At 68.9% G+C, this 16,317-nt stretch carries 12 protein-coding genes and 2 rRNA genes; 11 read left to right on the top strand and 3 right to left on the bottom strand.

Annotated elements, in window-relative coordinates:
- Positions 1-154 precede the first annotated feature (154 nt).
- Positions 155-3,279: ribosomal RNA gene (locus OG446_RS06820) — 23S ribosomal RNA — on the top strand.
- 111 nt (positions 3,280-3,390) lie between these two features.
- Positions 3,391-3,507 (top strand): 5S ribosomal RNA (rrf, locus tag OG446_RS06815).
- A 223-nt stretch (positions 3,508-3,730) separates the two neighbouring features.
- Here rrf and OG446_RS06810 read toward each other — a convergent pair.
- Positions 3,731-5,230 (bottom strand): hypothetical protein, encoded by a 1,500-nt coding sequence (locus OG446_RS06810; protein WP_328893169.1) that lies wholly within the window; start codon positions 5,228-5,230, stop codon positions 3,731-3,733.
- A gap of 30 nt (positions 5,231-5,260) precedes the next feature.
- Here OG446_RS06810 and OG446_RS06805 point away from each other — a divergent pair, with 30 nt between their 5' ends.
- Entirely contained in the window at positions 5,261-6,016 is a 756-nt protein-coding gene (locus tag OG446_RS06805; protein ID WP_328893168.1) for a tetratricopeptide repeat protein, read from the top strand.
- A 58-nt stretch (positions 6,017-6,074) separates the two neighbouring features.
- Here the strand turns inward: OG446_RS06805 and OG446_RS06800 are convergent, their stop codons facing one another.
- Entirely contained in the window at positions 6,075-7,352 is a 1,278-nt protein-coding gene (locus tag OG446_RS06800; RefSeq protein WP_328893167.1) for a DUF1015 domain-containing protein, read from the bottom strand.
- 71 nt (positions 7,353-7,423) lie between these two features.
- Here OG446_RS06800 and OG446_RS06795 point away from each other — a divergent pair, with 71 nt between their 5' ends.
- The 4 genes from OG446_RS06795 (at position 7,424) to OG446_RS06780 (ending at position 11,592) form a co-directional block, all read left to right on the top strand.
- Positions 7,424-8,452 (top strand): HAD-IIA family hydrolase, encoded by a 1,029-nt coding sequence (locus OG446_RS06795; protein ID WP_328893166.1) that lies wholly within the window; start codon positions 7,424-7,426, stop codon positions 8,450-8,452.
- A gap of 193 nt (positions 8,453-8,645) precedes the next feature.
- Positions 8,646-9,605 (top strand): FecCD family ABC transporter permease, encoded by a 960-nt coding sequence (locus OG446_RS06790; RefSeq protein ID WP_326666718.1) that lies wholly within the window; start codon positions 8,646-8,648, stop codon positions 9,603-9,605.
- Positions 9,606-9,691: 86 nt separating this feature from the next.
- Positions 9,692-10,681, top strand: a complete 990-nt coding sequence (locus OG446_RS06785; RefSeq protein ID WP_328898226.1) for a FecCD family ABC transporter permease — start codon at positions 9,692-9,694, stop codon at positions 10,679-10,681.
- A gap of 89 nt (positions 10,682-10,770) precedes the next feature.
- Positions 10,771-11,592: an ABC transporter ATP-binding protein gene (locus tag OG446_RS06780; RefSeq protein ID WP_328898225.1), complete on the top strand. Its 822-nt coding sequence runs from the start codon at positions 10,771-10,773 to the stop codon at positions 11,590-11,592.
- 112 nt (positions 11,593-11,704) lie between these two features.
- Here the strand turns inward: OG446_RS06780 and OG446_RS06775 are convergent, their stop codons facing one another.
- Positions 11,705-12,052 (bottom strand): SCP2 sterol-binding domain-containing protein, encoded by a 348-nt coding sequence (locus OG446_RS06775; RefSeq protein ID WP_328893165.1) that lies wholly within the window; start codon positions 12,050-12,052, stop codon positions 11,705-11,707.
- 43 nt (positions 12,053-12,095) lie between these two features.
- On the opposite strand from OG446_RS06775, the gene OG446_RS06770 reads away from it, so the two are divergent.
- The 4 genes from OG446_RS06770 (at position 12,096) to recN (ending at position 15,986) form a co-directional block, all read left to right on the top strand.
- Positions 12,096-12,434 (top strand): hypothetical protein, encoded by a 339-nt coding sequence (locus OG446_RS06770; protein WP_328893164.1) that lies wholly within the window; start codon positions 12,096-12,098, stop codon positions 12,432-12,434.
- A gap of 7 nt (positions 12,435-12,441) precedes the next feature.
- Complete coding sequence (locus tag OG446_RS06765) at positions 12,442-13,257, top strand: TlyA family RNA methyltransferase (protein WP_328893163.1); 816 nt, start codon at positions 12,442-12,444, stop codon at positions 13,255-13,257.
- On the top strand, positions 13,254-14,159 hold the full coding sequence (locus tag OG446_RS06760; RefSeq protein WP_219572077.1) for an NAD kinase: 906 nt from the start codon (positions 13,254-13,256) through the stop codon (positions 14,157-14,159). Before OG446_RS06765 ends, OG446_RS06760 begins: the two co-directional genes overlap by 4 nt.
- Positions 14,160-14,240: 81 nt before the next feature.
- Positions 14,241-15,986: a DNA repair protein RecN gene (gene recN, locus OG446_RS06755; RefSeq protein WP_328898224.1), complete on the top strand. Its 1,746-nt coding sequence runs from the start codon at positions 14,241-14,243 to the stop codon at positions 15,984-15,986.
- The last annotated feature ends 331 nt before the right edge of the window (positions 15,987-16,317 follow it).

Raw genomic sequence — 16,317 nt, 5'->3', positions numbered from 1 at the left:
ATTGAATTCCGGGTACTGGGCGCGCTGTTGGGTGTCTGAAGGTATGGCCGCAAGGTTGCCTTCAAACGCCGGCCCCAGTGAACTCGCCTTTAAGGGCGGGGTGATGGGTGGCTGGTCGTTGCTTGAGAACTGCACAGTGGACGCGAGCATCTGTGGCCAAGTTTTTAAGGGCGCACGGTGGATGCCTTGGCACCAGGAACCGATGAAGGACGTGGGAGGCCACGATAGTCCCCGGGGAGCTGTCAACCAAGCTTTGATCCGGGGGTTTCCGAATGGGGAAACCCGGCAGTCGTCATGGGCTGTCACCCGCTGCTGAACACATAGGCAGTGTGGAGGGAACGAGGGGAAGTGAAACATCTCAGTACCCTCAGGAAGAGAAAACAACCGTGATTCCGGGAGTAGTGGCGAGCGAAACTGGATCAGGCCAAACCGTATGCGTGTGATACCCGGCAGGGGTTGCGCATGCGGGGTTGTGGGATCTCTTTTTCATGGTCTGCCGGCCGTGAGACGAGTCAGAAACCGTTGATGTAGGCGAAGGACATGCGAAAGGTCCGGCGTAGAGGGTAAGACCCCCGTAGCTGAAACATTAACGGCTCGTTTAAGAGACACCCAAGTAGCACGGGGCCCGAGAAATCCCGTGTGAATCTGGCGGGACCACCCGTTAAGCCTAAATATTCCCTGGTGACCGATAGCGGATAGTACCGTGAGGGAATGGTGAAAAGTACCGCGGGAGCGGAGTGAAATAGTACCTGAAACCGTGTGCCTACAAGCCGTGGGAGCGTCGCTGTATGTGCTTGCACATGCAGTCGTGACTGCGTGCCTTTTGAAGAATGAGCCTGCGAGTTTGCGGTGTGTTGCGAGGTTAACCCGTGTGGGGAAGCCGTAGCGAAAGCGAGTCCGAATAGGGCGATTTAGTAGCGCGCTCAAGACCCGAAGCGGAGTGATCTAGCCATGGGCAGGTTGAAGCGGAGGTAAGACTTCGTGGAGGACCGAACCCACCAGGGTTGAAAACCTGGGGGATGACCTGTGGTTAGGGGTGAAAGGCCAATCAAACTCCGTGATAGCTGGTTCTCCCCGAAATGCATTTAGGTGCAGCGTCGTGTGTTTCTTGCCGGAGGTAGAGCACTGGATAGGCGATGGGCCCTACCGGGTTACTGACCTTAGCCAAACTCCGAATGCCGGTAAGTGAGAGCACGGCAGTGAGACTGTGGGGGATAAGCTCCATGGTCGAGAGGGAAACAGCCCAGAGCATCGACTAAGGCCCCTAAGCGTACGCTAAGTGGGAAAGGATGTGGAGTCGCAGAGACAACCAGGAGGTTGGCTTAGAAGCAGCCACCCTTGAAAGAGTGCGTAATAGCTCACTGGTCAAGTGATTCCGCGCCGACAATGTAGCGGGGCTCAAGCGTACCGCCGAAGTCGTGTCATTCACACATATAGGGCCAACGCCTGTGTGGATGGGTAGGGGAGCGTCGTGTGCCGGGTGAAGCAGCCGCGGAAGCGAGTTGTGGACGGTTCACGAGTGAGAATGCAGGCATGAGTAGCGATACACACGTGAGAAACGTGTGCGCCGATTGACTAAGGGTTCCTGGGTCAAGCTGATCTGCCCAGGGTAAGTCGGGACCTAAGGCGAGGCCGACAGGCGTAGTCGATGGACAACCGGTTGATATTCCGGTACCCGCTTTGAAACGCCCAATACTGAATCAGGCGATGCTAAGTCCGTGAAGCCGGCCCGATCTCTTCGGAGTTGAGGGTAGTGGTGGAGCCGACGAACCAGACTTGTACTAGGTAAGCGATGGGGTGACGCAGGAAGGTAGTCCAGCCCGGGCGGTGGTAGTCCCGGGGTAAGGGTGTAGGCCGTGTGGTAGGTAAATCCGTCACACATTAAGGCTGAGACCTGATGCCGAGCCGATTGTGGTGAAGTGGATGATCCTATGCTGTCGAGAAAAGCCTCTAGCGAGTTTCATGGCGGCCCGTACCCTAAACCGACTCAGGTGGTCAGGTAGAGAATACCGAGGCGTTCGGGTGAACTATGGTTAAGGAACTCGGCAAAATGCCCCCGTAACTTCGGGAGAAGGGGGGCCATCACTGGTGAGGGAACTTGCTTCCTGAGCTGGGGGTGGCCGCAGAGACCAGCGAGAAGCGACTGTTTACTAAAAACACAGGTCCGTGCGAAGCCGTAAGGCGATGTATACGGACTGACGCCTGCCCGGTGCTGGAACGTTAAGGGGACCGGTTAGCTGACTTTCGGGTCGGCGAAGCTGAGAACTTAAGCGCCAGTAAACGGCGGTGGTAACTATAACCATCCTAAGGTAGCGAAATTCCTTGTCGGGTAAGTTCCGACCTGCACGAATGGCGTAACGACTTCTCGACTGTCTCAACCATAGGCCCGGTGAAATTGCACTACGAGTAAAGATGCTCGTTTCGCGCAGCAGGACGGAAAGACCCCGGGACCTTTACTATAGTTTGATATTGGTGTTCGGTTCGGCTTGTGTAGGATAGGTGGGAGACTTTGAAGCAGCCACGCCAGTGGTTGTGGAGTCGTCGTTGAAATACCACTCTGGTCGTGCTGGATGTCTAACCTGGGTCCGTGATCCGGATCAGGGACAGTGTCTGATGGGTAGTTTAACTGGGGCGGTTGCCTCCTAAAGAGTAACGGAGGCGCCCAAAGGTTCCCTCAGCCTGGTTGGCAATCAGGTGTTGAGTGTAAGTGCACAAGGGAGCTTGACTGTGAGACCGACGGGTCGAGCAGGGACGAAAGTCGGGACTAGTGATCCGGCAGTGGCTTGTGGAAGCGCTGTCGCTCAACGGATAAAAGGTACCCCGGGGATAACAGGCTGATCTTCCCCAAGAGTCCATATCGACGGGATGGTTTGGCACCTCGATGTCGGCTCGTCGCATCCTGGGGCTGGAGTCGGTCCCAAGGGTTGGGCTGTTCGCCCATTAAAGCGGTACGCGAGCTGGGTTTAGAACGTCGTGAGACAGTTCGGTCCCTATCCGCTGTGCGCGTAGGAATATTGAGAAGGGCTGTCCCTAGTACGAGAGGACCGGGACGGACGAACCTCTGGTGTGCCAGTTGTCCTGCCAAGGGCATGGCTGGTTGGCTACGTTCGGAAAGGATAACCGCTGAAAGCATCTAAGCGGGAAGCCTGCTTCGAGATGAGTATTCCCACCCTCTTGAAGGGTTAAGGCTCCCAGTAGACGACTGGGTTGATAGGCCAGATGTGGAAGCCCGGTAACGGGTGGAGCTGACTGGTACTAATAGGCCGAGGGCTTGTCCTCAGTTGCTCGCGTCCACTGTGTTGTTCCCGGGTTGCGAACAGTTATCGCACCGGTTGAACAGCTTCACTACTTAATTGAAAAGTGTGCTTGTTCGCTAGAACCCGATAGGGTTTCGGTGGTCATTGCGTTAGGGAAACGCCCGGTTACATTCCGAACCCGGAAGCTAAGCCTTTCAGCGCCGATGGTACTGCAGGGGGGACCCTGTGGGAGAGTAGGACGCCGCCGAACAATCTTTGAAGGACCCTTGGTCCCAGCGTTCAACGCTGGGACCAAGGGTCCTTTTTGTTTTCCGAAGCGCGTCGGGTGTCCGGCTGCGCAAGAATGTCTGTAGTACCCGATGACAGGAGCACCACCGATGTCCACCAACTCTCCCGACGATCGTTCGGAGCGCGAGCCGCGTCGCCGGGACGGCGGTGACCGGGGCGGCTTCAGCGGCGGTCGTGACGACCGATCAGGCGGCCAGCGTCGGGACAACGACCGCGGCGGCAACCGACGCGATGACAGCCGGCCCACCAGTGGCGGCGGTTTCCGCCGTGATGACAGTCGGCCCACCAGCGGAGGTGGCGGCGGTTTCCGTCGCGATGACCGTGACAACCGGGATCGTGCTCCGCGACGTGACGACAGCCGTGGCGGGTCGTCGGGCGGTGGGTTCCCTCGCGACGACCGTGCGCCGCGTCGTGATGACAGCCGTGGCGGCTCCACCGGTGGTGGCTTCCGTCGCGACGACAGTCGTGGTGGTTCCTCGGGTGGTGGCTTCCGTCGTGATGACCGGGCTCCGCGTCGGGACGATGACCGTGGTGGGCGTCCCAGTGGTGGGTTCGAGCGTCGTGACGACCGGCCGCGTGGGCCGCGTCGCGATGACGACAACCGCACCGGCGGCGGCTTCCGTCGCGACGACAGCCGTGGCGGCTCCTCCGGTGGTGGCTTCCGCCGTGATGACAGCCGTGGTGGGTCGTCCGGTGGTGGGTTCCGTCGCGACGACAATCGTGGCGGGTCGTCCGGTGGTGGCTTCCGTCGTGATGACCGGGCTCCGCGTCGGGACGATGACCGTGGTGGGCGTCCCAGTGGTGGGTTCGAGCGTCGTGATGACCGGCCGCGTGGGCCGCGTCGCGATGACGACAACCGCACCGGCGGCGGCTTCCGTCGCGACGACAGCCGTGGCGGCTCCTCCGGTGGTGGCTTCCGCCGTGATGACAGCCGTGGTGGGTCGTCCGGTGGTGGGTTCCGTCGCGATGACAGCCGTGGTGGGTCGTCCGGTGGTGGGTTCCGTCGCGACGACAGTCGTGGTGGTTCCTCGGGTGGTGGCTTCCGTCGTGATGACCGGGCTCCGCGTCGGGACGATGACCGTGGCGGGCGTCCCAGTGGTGGGTTCGAGCGTCGTGACGACCGGCCGCGTGGGCCGCGTCGCGATGACGACAACCGCACCGGCGGCGGCTTCCGTCGCGACGACAGCCGTGGCGGCTCCTCCGGTGGTGGCTTCCGCCGTGATGACAGCCGTGGTGGGTCGTCCGGTGGTGGGTTCCGTCGTGATGACAGTCGTGGCGGTTCCTCGGGTGGTGGCTTCCGTCGTGATGACCGGGCTCCGCGTCGGGACGATGACCGTGGTGGGCGTCCCAGTGGTGGGTTCGAGCGTCGTGACGACCGGCCGCGTGGGCCGCGTCGCGATGACGACAACCGCACCGGCGGCGGCTTCCGTCGCGACGACAGCCGAGGCGGCTCCTCCGGTGGTGGCTTCCGCCGTGATGACAGCCGTGGTGGGTCGTCCGGTGGTGGGTTCCGTCGCGACGACAGTCGTGGTGGTTCCTCCGGCGGTGGCTTCCGCGGGCAGCGGGACGATCGCGACCGGGGTGGCTACCGCGGGCGCGACGACCGTGGTGGGTACGAGCGGCGGGACGACCGGGACCGTGAGCCCATCAAGCGGCTTCCGATTCCCGACGAGGTCACCGGCCACGAGATCGACAAGGATGTCCGGCAGGAGCTGATGAGCCTGCCCAAGACCCTGGCCGAGGATGTCGCCAGGAACCTTGTCATGGTGGCCCGGCTCCTCGACGAGGACCCCGAGCAGGCGTACGCGTACTCGCGCATCGCCCTGCGGCTTGCCTCGCGTGTGGCGGCCGTGCGGGAGGCTGCCGGCTTCGCCGCCTACGCCACCCAGAAGTACGCCGAGGCGCTGGCGGAGTTCCGGGCGTCCCGGCGGATGACCGGTTCCGTGGAGCTGTGGCCTGTCATGGCCGACTGCGAGCGTGGACTCGGCCGGCCCGAGCGGGCGATGGCCATGGCCGGTGAGCCCGAGGTGCAGAAGCTGGACAAGGCCGGTCAGGTCGAGATGCGTCTGGTGGCTGCCGGTGCCCGCAGGGACATGGGGCAGATCGATGCCGCCATCGTCACGCTGCAGAGCTCCGAACTCGCCTCCAGTGCCGTGCACCCGTGGACGCCCCGCCTGCGCTATGCGTACGCGGACGCGCTGCTGGCGGCGGGGCGCGAGGACGAGGCGCGCGAGTGGTTCGGGAAGGCCCTGGAGGCCGACAAGGACGGCTCCACGGACGCATCGGACCGCCTTGCCGAGCTGGACGGTGTCGAGTTCGTCGACGCCCTCGGTGGCGACGACGACGATGCGGCTCCCGCCGGCGTCGAGGCGCCGGTCGTGGTCGATGCGGACGACGACGACATCGACGAGGACGAAGATGACGACGCGGATGACGACCAGGACGAGGACGACGGCCCCGTCAAGGCGTAGCGCATGAGAAGAGGGCGGCACCCCACGGGGTGCCGCCCTCTTCTGCGTTCGGGAGGGCTCAGCCGAGAGTCAGGCTGCGCAGAACCAGCCCCGTGGCGGGCTTGGGGCCGAAGGAGGTCGACTTGCGCGGCATGGTGACGCCCTCCCGGGCCAGGTCCCGTACCACCTCTTCGCGCACCGGATGCATCAGCACCGCCGTGGAGCCGTGGCGCTCGGCCTGTTCGACCGCTGCCGCCGTGTCGTGGATGTAGGCGATGTGGGCCGGGTCGTCGGGGATCCGCCAGATGTGGTCGAGCAGGACGGAGTGCAGGACCGTCGCGTCGAGGGTGCGCCAGGCGGCCGGCCGGTCCGCGGGAACGGTCCGGTTCAGCAGGGCCGGGTCCGGGCTGTCGACCAGATGGAAGCCGCCGTCGCCCGCGAGCAGGAAGGCGTTGCCCAGGGCCGCCGCATCGGCAAGCACGTCCAGGGCACGCGGGAGCGGCCCCTCGACGGTGCGGACGCGGAACAGACCGTCCAGTGAGCCGATCGCGTCGGCGACGGGCAGGCCGTGCAGCAGCCGGTGGATGGAGCGGACCCGGAGCGGATAGCGGGCGGTGTCGACCAGAAGGACCAGGCCGAAGTCCCAGGGGCCGGGCACCGTGTGCTCCTGCCGGAGGCGGAGGTAGGTGGCCCAGCGGTGATGCCCGTCGGCGATCAGGGCCTGGCGGCCGGCCAGATCCGTTTCGATCTCCGCGCGGTCGGCGGGGTCGGTGACCGCCCACAGTCGGTGGCTGTAGCCGTCCTCGGTGGTGGTGGCGAGCAGCGGCGGCCGGTGGACGGTCCGCTCGATGACGGCGGTCGTCCCCGTGGCGTCACCGTCGCTGCGATAGGTGAGCAGCAGGGGTTCGAGATGCGCCGCGGTGGTGCGCATCAGATCGGCGCGGTCCTCCACGACATCGGCCATCACGTCCTCGTGCGGGAGCACGATGCCGTCGGCGGGGTCGGAGAGGGCCAGCGCGCCGATGACACCGCGCTGGAGGGTGTCACCGTCACGTTGCTCGTACACGTACAGCGCGGGCTCCGGGTCGGGGGCCAGGACGCCTTCGGCGAGCCAGCGGTTCAGGGTCGCGGCGGCCTGTTCGTGCCGGGCGGCGGCGGAGTCGGCCTGGGGCAGGATCAGACGCACGATGTTGTGCGGATCCGCCGATTCCAGATGGTGCAGCCCGTCGGGGCGTACGACGACGTCGTAGGGGGGCGAGGTCACCGCGGCGAGACTGCCGACCTGCTCGGGGACGTAGCGCAGCCCACGGAACGGAATCAGACGCAGTCCCTGGTCCGCCGGGCCTCGTGTGTTCATTTCCGCATCGTATGCGCGGGGCGGGGATGCGCGATGATCGGGGGATACGCAGGCGATGAGGAGCGCGGAATATGAGTCGGGCGAGCAGGACCAGGCCGAGCGGGAGCAGCACCGCGCTGAGCGAGGCGTACGACACCGCGCTGCTCGATCTGGACGGTGTCGTGTACGCGGGCGGGCAGGCGATCGACCATGCCGTCGACGCTCTCGGTACCGCGCGGGGCGGTGGGATGCATCTCGCGTACGTGACGAACAACGCACTGCGGACGCCGGCCGCGGTGGCGGAGCATCTGACCGAGCTGGGGGTGCCCACCGAGGCCGCCGATGTGATCACGTCGGCACAGGCCGTGGCCCGGCTGGTCGCCGATCAGCTGCCGCCCGGGGCGCGGGTGCTCGTGATCGGGGGCGAGGGGCTGCACGTCGCGCTGCGTGAACGGGGACTGGAGCCGGTCGAGTCGGCGGACGACGACCCGGCAGCGGTGGTGCAGGGATACGGCGGGCCCGACATGGCGTGGGGCCGGTTCGCCGAGGCCGCGTACGCGATCAACCGCGGGCTGCCGTGGTTCGCGTCCAACACGGATCTGACGATCCCGAGCGCCCGGGGGATCGCGCCGGGCAACGGGGCGGCCGTGGAGGTCGTACGGATTGCCACCGGGGCCGACCCGCAGGTCGCGGGGAAGCCGCTGCCGCCGATGCACCGCGAGACGGTGCTGCGGACCGGGGCCGAGCGGCCGCTGGTGATCGGGGACCGGCTGGACACGGACATCGAGGGGGCGTTCAACGGGGGAGTGGACTCCTTGCTGGTGCTCACCGGGGTGGCGGACGCGGCGCAGTTGCTGGCTGCCGCGCCGGAACACAGGCCGACGTACGTGGACGCCGATCTGCGCGGACTGCTGACGGGGCAGCCCGAGGTGACGCGGACGGGCGAGACGTTCGGCTGCGGCGGCTGGACGGCCTCCGCGCACGGCGAGGCGCTGGTGCTGGAAGGCGACGGGGACGCGCTCGACGGTCTGCGGGCGCTGTGCGGGGCCGCGTGGTCGCACGCCGGGGAAGGCTCGTGCGGCCTTGACGCGGGGAAGGCGCTGGCCCGGCTCGGGCTGTAGGAGGAAGCGAGGGGCGGCCCGGTGAGCGTGTCGTGGGACGGCCGGGCGCCCCTGGAAGGCCGAGCGTATTTGGCTAGGCTAACCTAACCGCGTGTTGGTTGAGAGTCCTCCGAACCCGAGCCCCGGCCCGATAGCCGCGCCGGCGAGCGCCGCGCCCCCCAGGCGCCATGCGGTACGTGCCGCAGGGCTCCTGGTGGCGTTGGCCGCCCTGGTGCTGGTCTGCCTCGCGAGCATCGCGATCGGCGCCAAGGGGCTGCCGCTCGCCGATGTCTGGCACGGCCTGTTCCACTACGCGGGGAGCGGCGACGACGTCCTCGTACGGAAGGTCCGGATCCCCCGGACCGTGCTGGGGCTGATCGTCGGTGCCGCGCTCGGGCTCGCCGGGGCCGTGATGCAGGCGCTGACCCGCAATCCGCTGGCCGAGCCCGGGCTGCTCGGTGTCAACGCGGGTGCGTCGGCGGCGGTCGTCTCCGCCATCAGCTTCTTCGGCGTCACCTCGCTGACCGGGTACGTGTGGTTCGCCTTCGCCGGGGCCGCGATCGTCTCGGTCGCCGTGTACCTGCTCGGCGGCAGCCGGTCCGCCAATCCGGTGCGGCTCGCGCTGGCCGGGACGGCCGTCACCGCCGCGCTGTACGGCTACGTCAACGCCGTACAGCTGCTGGATTCGGCGGCGCTCGACCGGCTGCGGTTCTGGACCGTCGGCTCGCTGGCCTCCGCGAACATGGAGACCGTCGGCAAGGTGTGGCCGTTCATCGCACTCGGCGTGCTGCTCACCCTGCTCATCGCGCGGCCGCTCAACGCCCTGGAGATGGGCGACGACACCGCGCGGTCCCTCGGCGCCCATCTGACCCGGACCCGGGTCCTCGCGATGCTCGCCGTCACCCTGCTGTGCGGCGCCGCGACGGCCGCGTGCGGGCCGATCGTCTTCATCGGGCTGATGATCCCGCACCTGGTGCGCGCGATCACCGGTCCCGACATGCGCTGGATCCTGCCGTACGCGGCCGTGCTCTCCCCGGTGCTCCTGCTCGGCGCCGACGTCGTCGGCCGGGTCGTGGCCCGTCCGTCCGAACTGCAGGTCGGGATCGTCACCGCGCTGCTCGGCGGGCCCGTCTTCATCCACCTCGTACGACGCAAGAGGATGTCCCAGCTGTGAAGGCCACCCAGGAGGAGACGGCGGGGACGAAGGGCACGGCCCGGTCGGTGCGGGCCGTGCGGACGGCCGGCGGGTACTCGTTCCGGATGAACGTCCGGGCCGCCCTCGTCATCGTGCTGCTCGCCGCCCTGGCGGCGGGGACGGCCGTCGTCCTCATCGGCAGCGGCGACTTCTCGATGACGCCGGGCGAGGTGGTCACCACGCTCTTCGGACACGGCACCTTCCAGCAGGAGTTCATCGTCACGGACCTGCGCCTGCCGCGGGTGCTGGTCGGACTCCTCGTCGGGGCGGCGCTCGGCGTCGGCGGCGCCGTGTTCCAGACCGTCTCGCGCAACCCGCTCGGCAGCCCCGACGTGCTCGGCTTCGGCCAGGGCGCCACCGTGGGCGCGCTGACCGTGATCGTCCTCTTCCAGGGCGGGGCGGCCGCGGTCGCGGGCGGCGCGGTGGCCGGCGGCCTGCTGACCGGCGTCGCCGTCTACGTGCTGGCGTGGAAGCGCGGGGTGCACGGATTCCGGCTCGTCCTGGTGGGGATCGGCGCCGCCGCCATGCTCACCGCCGCGACCCAGTACCTGATCACCAAGGCCAACCTGGTCGACGCGACCCGTGCCGTCGTCTGGATGACCGGCTCGCTCGACGGCCGGGACTGGGCGCAGGTCTGGCCCCTGCTCGTGGTCTGTGGCGTGCTGCTACCGCTGGTGTTCGGGCACGGGCCCGCGCTGCGGGTGATGGAGATGGGCGACGACGCCGCGTACGCGCTCGGTGTACGTGTCGAACGCACCCGGCTCGTCCTGATGGGCTCCGCCGTGCTGCTCGTCGCCGTCGCCACGGCTGCCGCGGGACCGATCGCGTTCGTCTCCCTGAGCGCCCCGCAGCTCGCCCGCCGGCTCACCCGCTCCACCGGCCCGAACCTGGTCGCCGCGACCTTCATGGGTGCCGCGCTCCTCCTCGTCGCCGACTGGGTCTCGATGGAGGCCTTCGGCGACCGGCAACTGCCCGTCGGCGTCGTCACCGGCGTCCTCGGCGGCTGCTATCTGCTGTGGCTCCTGGTGTCCGAGCGCCGGGCGGGCCGGATATGAAGGCCCGCGCACGGGGTACGGCGCGGGCGGCCGGTACCGGTCCCGCACCCCATTCCCCCACCGATCCGACCCACCTCCGGAGTATGACGATGCAGCGCCTCACCGCCGACTCGGTGACCCTCGGCTACGACCAGCGGGTCATCGCGGAGAACCTCTCGGTCGAGATCCCCGACCACTCGTTCACCGTGATCGTCGGACCCAACGCCTGCGGGAAGTCGACCTTGCTGCGGGCGCTCTCCCGGATGCTGAAGCCGACCGGCGGCCGGGTGCTGCTGGACGGGGAGACGATCCACAGCCTGCCCGCGAAGAAGGTGGCCAGGACGCTGGGCCTGCTGCCCCAGTCCTCCATCGCCCCGGAGGGCATCACGGTGGCGGATCTCGTCGCCCGGGGTCGTTACCCGCACCAGGGGCTGCTGCGGCAGTGGTCACCCGAGGACGAACGCATTGTCGAGGAATCGATGGCGTCGACCGGGATCGGTGCGCTGGGTGATCGCTATGTCGATGAATTGTCCGGAGGCCAGCGTCAGCGGGTCTGGATCGCGATGGCACTGGCGCAGCAGACGCCGCTGCTGCTGCTCGACGAGCCGACGACGTACCTCGACATCCAGCACCAGATCGACGTGCTCGACCTGTGCGCGGAACTGCACGAGACGCAGGGGCGCACCCTGGTGGCGGTCCTGCACGATCTGAACCATGCCGCGCGGTACGCCACCCACCTCATCGCCATGCGGGAGGGCGAGATCATCGCGGAGGGCGCGCCCGGGGAGATCGTCACCGCGGAGCTCGTGGAGCGGGTGTTCGGGCTCCGGTGCCAGGTGATCTCCGATCCGGAGACGGGGACGCCGCTGGTGATTCCCGCGGCGCGGAAGCGCGGTGCGCGGGTCGCGGGAGCGGTGGCCGGGGGCGCGTGACCTGCGGCCACGCTCTGTCCTCAATCGCCGGACGGGCTTGCTGAGGCCACGCTCTGTCCTCAATCGCCGGACGGGCTTGGTTCTGCCTGGTCCGATGCACTTCCTGACGCAGTCACAGCAGCGATCTCAGCTTCAGCAGGTCGCGGAAGCCCGCCTCCAGGCGGACCCGGCCCGAACCCCACGCCTTGGCGAAGTTCAGCTCGCCGTCCACCATCGCCACCAGATCGTCCCCGGTCATCGCGAGCCGGATCTCCGCCTTCTCCCGGGGCGGCCCCTCGACCGTGTCCAGGACCTGGATCCGGCCGTCGGCAAGGCGTCCGGTGAACGTGATGCCGAGGTCCTTGATGTGGCAGCTGAGCGAACGGTCCAGCGCCGCCGCGCCGCGCACATCGCCGTCGGCCCCCGCGAGGTTGTCGGAAAGTCTGTCGAGTGCGCTGCGGCACTCCGCCATGGTCGCCATCGTGACCGACGGTACCGCAGCCCTTCGGGGTAGCGTTTCCCGCATGAGCGACTCGATGCCGGGGCCCGACACGGCCGCCGCAACCGCACCTGGGGAGATCCCGCAGGACGTGCCGCAGGAGCCGCCCCCCGCGGTGTCGCACGAGCCTGCCGGCCCGGCACCGCTCGGTGTCGTACGCACGCCCACGGGAAACGCGGACGTGGACGCGCACCTGGAGCGGCTGGCCGATGCGGACCACCTCGCGGCGGACGGACACATCGAGGTGTACGAGGATGTACACCGTGGCCTGCGCGAGGAGCTGACCGCACTCGACGCCAGGCCCGCACCCGCACCGACGCCCCCGTACAACAGACCGACACCCCCGTACGACAACAGGAGCTGAACCGAACGTGGCAGGAGTGGCCCGTCGCCGCCTCGACGCCGAGCTGGTACGCCGAAAGCTCGCCCGCTCACGCGAGCACGCGAGCCAGCTGATCGCCGCAGGACGGGTGACCGTCGGCGGCAACACCGCGACCAAACCGGCCACCCAGGTCGAGACGAGCGCCGCCCTCGTCGTCACCAAGGACGACAGCGACCCCGAGTACGTCTCTCGCGGCGGCCACAAGCTGGCGGGCGCCCTCGCCGCCTTCGTCCCCCTCGGGCTGAAGGTGGAGGGGCGGCGGGCGCTGGACGCCGGGGCGTCGACCGGGGGGTTCACCGATGTGCTGCTGCGCGCCGGAGCGTCCCGCGTTCTCGCCGTGGACGTCGGATACGGGCAGCTCGCCTGGTCGCTCCAGTCCGATGAACGCGTCACCGTCAAGGACCGTACCAACGTGCGGGAACTGACCCTTGAGGCGATCGACGGCGAGGCGGTGGACCTGGTGGTGGGCGATCTGTCGTTCATCCCGCTCGGTCTCGTGCTGCCCGCCCTGGCGCGCTGCGCCGCCCCCGACGCGGACCTGGTCCTCATGGTCAAGCCGCAGTTCGAGGTCGGCAAGGAGCGCCTCGGCAGCGGCGGTGTGGTGCGCAGCCCCGAGCTGCGCGCCGAAGCGGTACGGGAGGTGGCCCGCCGGGCGTGGGCGCTGGGCCTGGGGGTCCGAGGCGTGACGGCCAGCCCGTTGCCCGGACCTTCGGGGAACGTCGAGTACTTTCTGTGGCTGCGGGCCGGAGCACCGGAGCTGGATCCCGCAGATGTCGACCGTGCAGTGGCGGAGGGGCCTCGTTGACGACGAATGCGGCACGAACAGTATTTCTCTTGGCGCACACCGGCCGGCCGGCCGCGATCCGCAGCGCCGAACTCGTCGTCCAGGGGCTGCTCCGCAGCGGCCTGGGCGTGCGGGTCCTGGCGATGGAGGCGGCCGATCTGCCGCTGCCGTCGTCCGTGGAGACCGTGACCGACGCCTCGCCCGAGGCGGTGAACGGCTGTGAGCTCCTGATCGTGCTCGGCGGCGACGGGACGCTGCTGAGGGGCGCGGAGCTCTCGCGCGCCTCCGGCGTCCCGATGCTCGGCGTCAACCTCGGGCGGGTCGGCTTCCTCGCCGAGGCCGAGCGCGACGACCTCGACAAGGTCGTCGACCGGGTCGTCACCCGGGCGTACACCGTCGAGGAGCGCATGACGATCGACGTCCTCGTGCACAGCAACGGCGACATCGTCCACACGGACTGGGCGCTCAACGAGGCGGCCGTGCAGAAGGTGTCGCCCGAGCGGATGCTGGAGGTCGTGCTGGAGATCGACGGCCGGCCGGTGACCGGATTCGGCTGCGACGGCATCGTGTGCGCGACGCCGACCGGTTCGACCGCGTACGCCTTCTCGGCCGGCGGGCCCGTCGTGTGGCCCGAGGTCGAGGCGCTCCTGATGGTCCCGATCAGCGCCCACGCGCTGTTCGCCAAGCCGTTGGTGACCTCGCCGACCTCGGTGCTCGCCGTCGAGGTCCAGCCCCACACCCCGCACGGGGTCCTGTGGTGCGACGGGCGCAGGACCGTGGAACTGCCCGCGGGCGCCCGCGTCGAGGTGCGGCGCGGTGCCGTGCCCGTACGGCTGGCACGGCTGCACCAGGCGTCGTTCACGGACCGGCTGGTGGCCAAGTTCGCGCTGCCGGTGTCGGGGTGGCGGGGCGCGCCGCACTGACCCCGGCGGGTTCCCGTACCGGTGGATCCGGCGCCCCGACCGCGGCCCGTGTGCACGCGGGCCATGAAACCTCGTATGGTCATGTGCGTGTTGGAGGAGATGCGGATACGGTCGCTCGGAGTCATCGACGACGCGGTGGTGGAGCTGTCACCCGGTTTCACCGCGGTGACCGGTGAGACCGGCGCGGGCAAGACCATGGTCGTCACCAGCCTGGGGCTGCTGCTCGGCGGACGCGCCGATCCCGCCCTGGTGCGGATCGGCGCCAAGGCCGCAGTCGTCGAGGGCCGGATCACGGTGGCCGAGGGCGATGCGGCGGCGCTGCGGGCCGAGGAGGCCGGGGCCGAGATCGAGGACGGTGCGCTGCTCATCAGCCGTACCGTTTCCGCGGAAGGGCGCTCCCGGGCCCATCTCGGCGGCAGATCCGTGCCGGTGGGAGTGCTGGCCGAGCTCGCCGACGAACTCGTCGCCGTGCACGGCCAGACCGACCAGCAGGGGCTGCTCAAGCCGGCCCGGCAGCGGCAGGCCCTGGACCGGTACGCGGGCGACGGCGTCGCCGTGCCCCACGCCAAGTACGCGGCGGCCTACCGGAGGCTGCGCGAGGTCGCGGGTGAGCTCGACGAGCTGACCACGCGCGCCCGTGAGCGGGCCCAGGAAGCCGATCTGCTGCGCTTCGGGCTGAACGAGATCGCCGCGGTCGAACCGCTGCCCGGCGAGGACACCGAGCTGGCCGCCGAGGCGCAGCGCCTCGGCCATGCCGACGCGCTCGCCTCCGCCGCCGCACTCGCGCACACCGCGCTGGCGGGCAACCCCGAGGACCAGGAGGCCGTCGACGCGACGACCGTCGTCGCGGCCGCCCGGCAGGCGCTGGACGGGGTGCGCGCCCACGATCCGGCGCTCGCCGCACTCGCCGACCGGGTCGGTGAGATCTCCATCCTGCTCGCCGACGTCGCGGGCGAACTGTCCGGGTACGCGGACCAGCTGGACTCCGATCCGCTGCGGCTCGCCGCGGTCGAGGAGCGCCGGGCCGCGCTCACCGGTCTCACCCGCAAGTACGGCGTGGACATCGCCGCCGTGCTGGCCTGGGCCGAGGACGGGGTGGCCCGGCTGACCGAGCTGGAGGGCGACGACGACCGGATCGGCGAGCTGACCGCGGAGCGGGACGCGCTGCGCGCCGAACTCTCCGGCCTCGGCCAGGCGTTGTCCGACGCCCGTACGGAGGCCGCCGCGCTCTTCGCCGAAGCGGTGACCGCGGAACTCGCCTCCCTCGCCATGCCGCACGCCCGGGTCTCCTTCGACATCCGGCAGACCGAGGCGGCGGACGAGGCCTCCGGCATCGAGATCGGCGGCCGCAACGTGGCCTACGGGCCGTCCGGCGCCGACGAGGTCGAACTCCTGCTGGCCCCGCACCCCGGCGCCCAGCCCCGGCCGATCGCCAAGGGCGCGTCGGGCGGTGAGCTGTCCCGGGTGATGCTCGCCGTCGAGGTGGTCTTCGCCGGCTCCGACCCCGTACCCACCTATCTCTTCGACGAGGTCGACGCGGGCGTCGGCGGCAAGGCGGCCGTCGAGGTCGGCCGCCGGCTCGCGAAGCTCGCCAGGTCGGCCCAGGTCGTGGTCGTCACCCACCTGCCCCAGGTCGCCGCGTTCGCCGACCGGCAGCTGCTGGTCGAGAAGACCGTGGACGGCTCGGTGACCAGGAGCGGTGTCACGGTCCTTGAGGGCGAGGACCGGGTACGGGAGCTGTCGCGGATGCTCGCGGGCCAGGAGGACTCCGAGACGGCCCGGGCGCACGCGGAGGAACTGCTGGCCACGGCGCGGGCCGACGGATAGGGGTTCCGCGCCCACGGCACGGGCCGACGGACAACCGCGACGCACGGGAGGCACGCGGAGGCTGACTGGAGCCACGCGCGGGTTGAGGGGAGCCACGCGCGGGCCGATGGACAGGGGGATGACCGCGACGCACGGGAGCCACGCGCGGGTCGAGGGGAGCCACGCGCAGGCCGACGGACGGGAGCACGCGCGGGTCGAGGGGAGCCACGCGCGGGCCGATGGACAGGGGTCCGTACGGGTGGGATCCCGGCGTCCGGATTCCTGCGGATTTCACCCGTGCGGGTGGTGTGCCGCGCCCGGTTTGTCGCGGTGCGCACCGGCGTACGGGTTC

The organism is Streptomyces sp. NBC_00236, assembly GCF_036195045.1.
In the GTDB taxonomy this organism is placed as follows: domain Bacteria; phylum Actinomycetota; class Actinomycetes; order Streptomycetales; family Streptomycetaceae; genus Streptomyces.
This window is presented reverse-complemented; position numbering and strand designations above follow the sequence as displayed.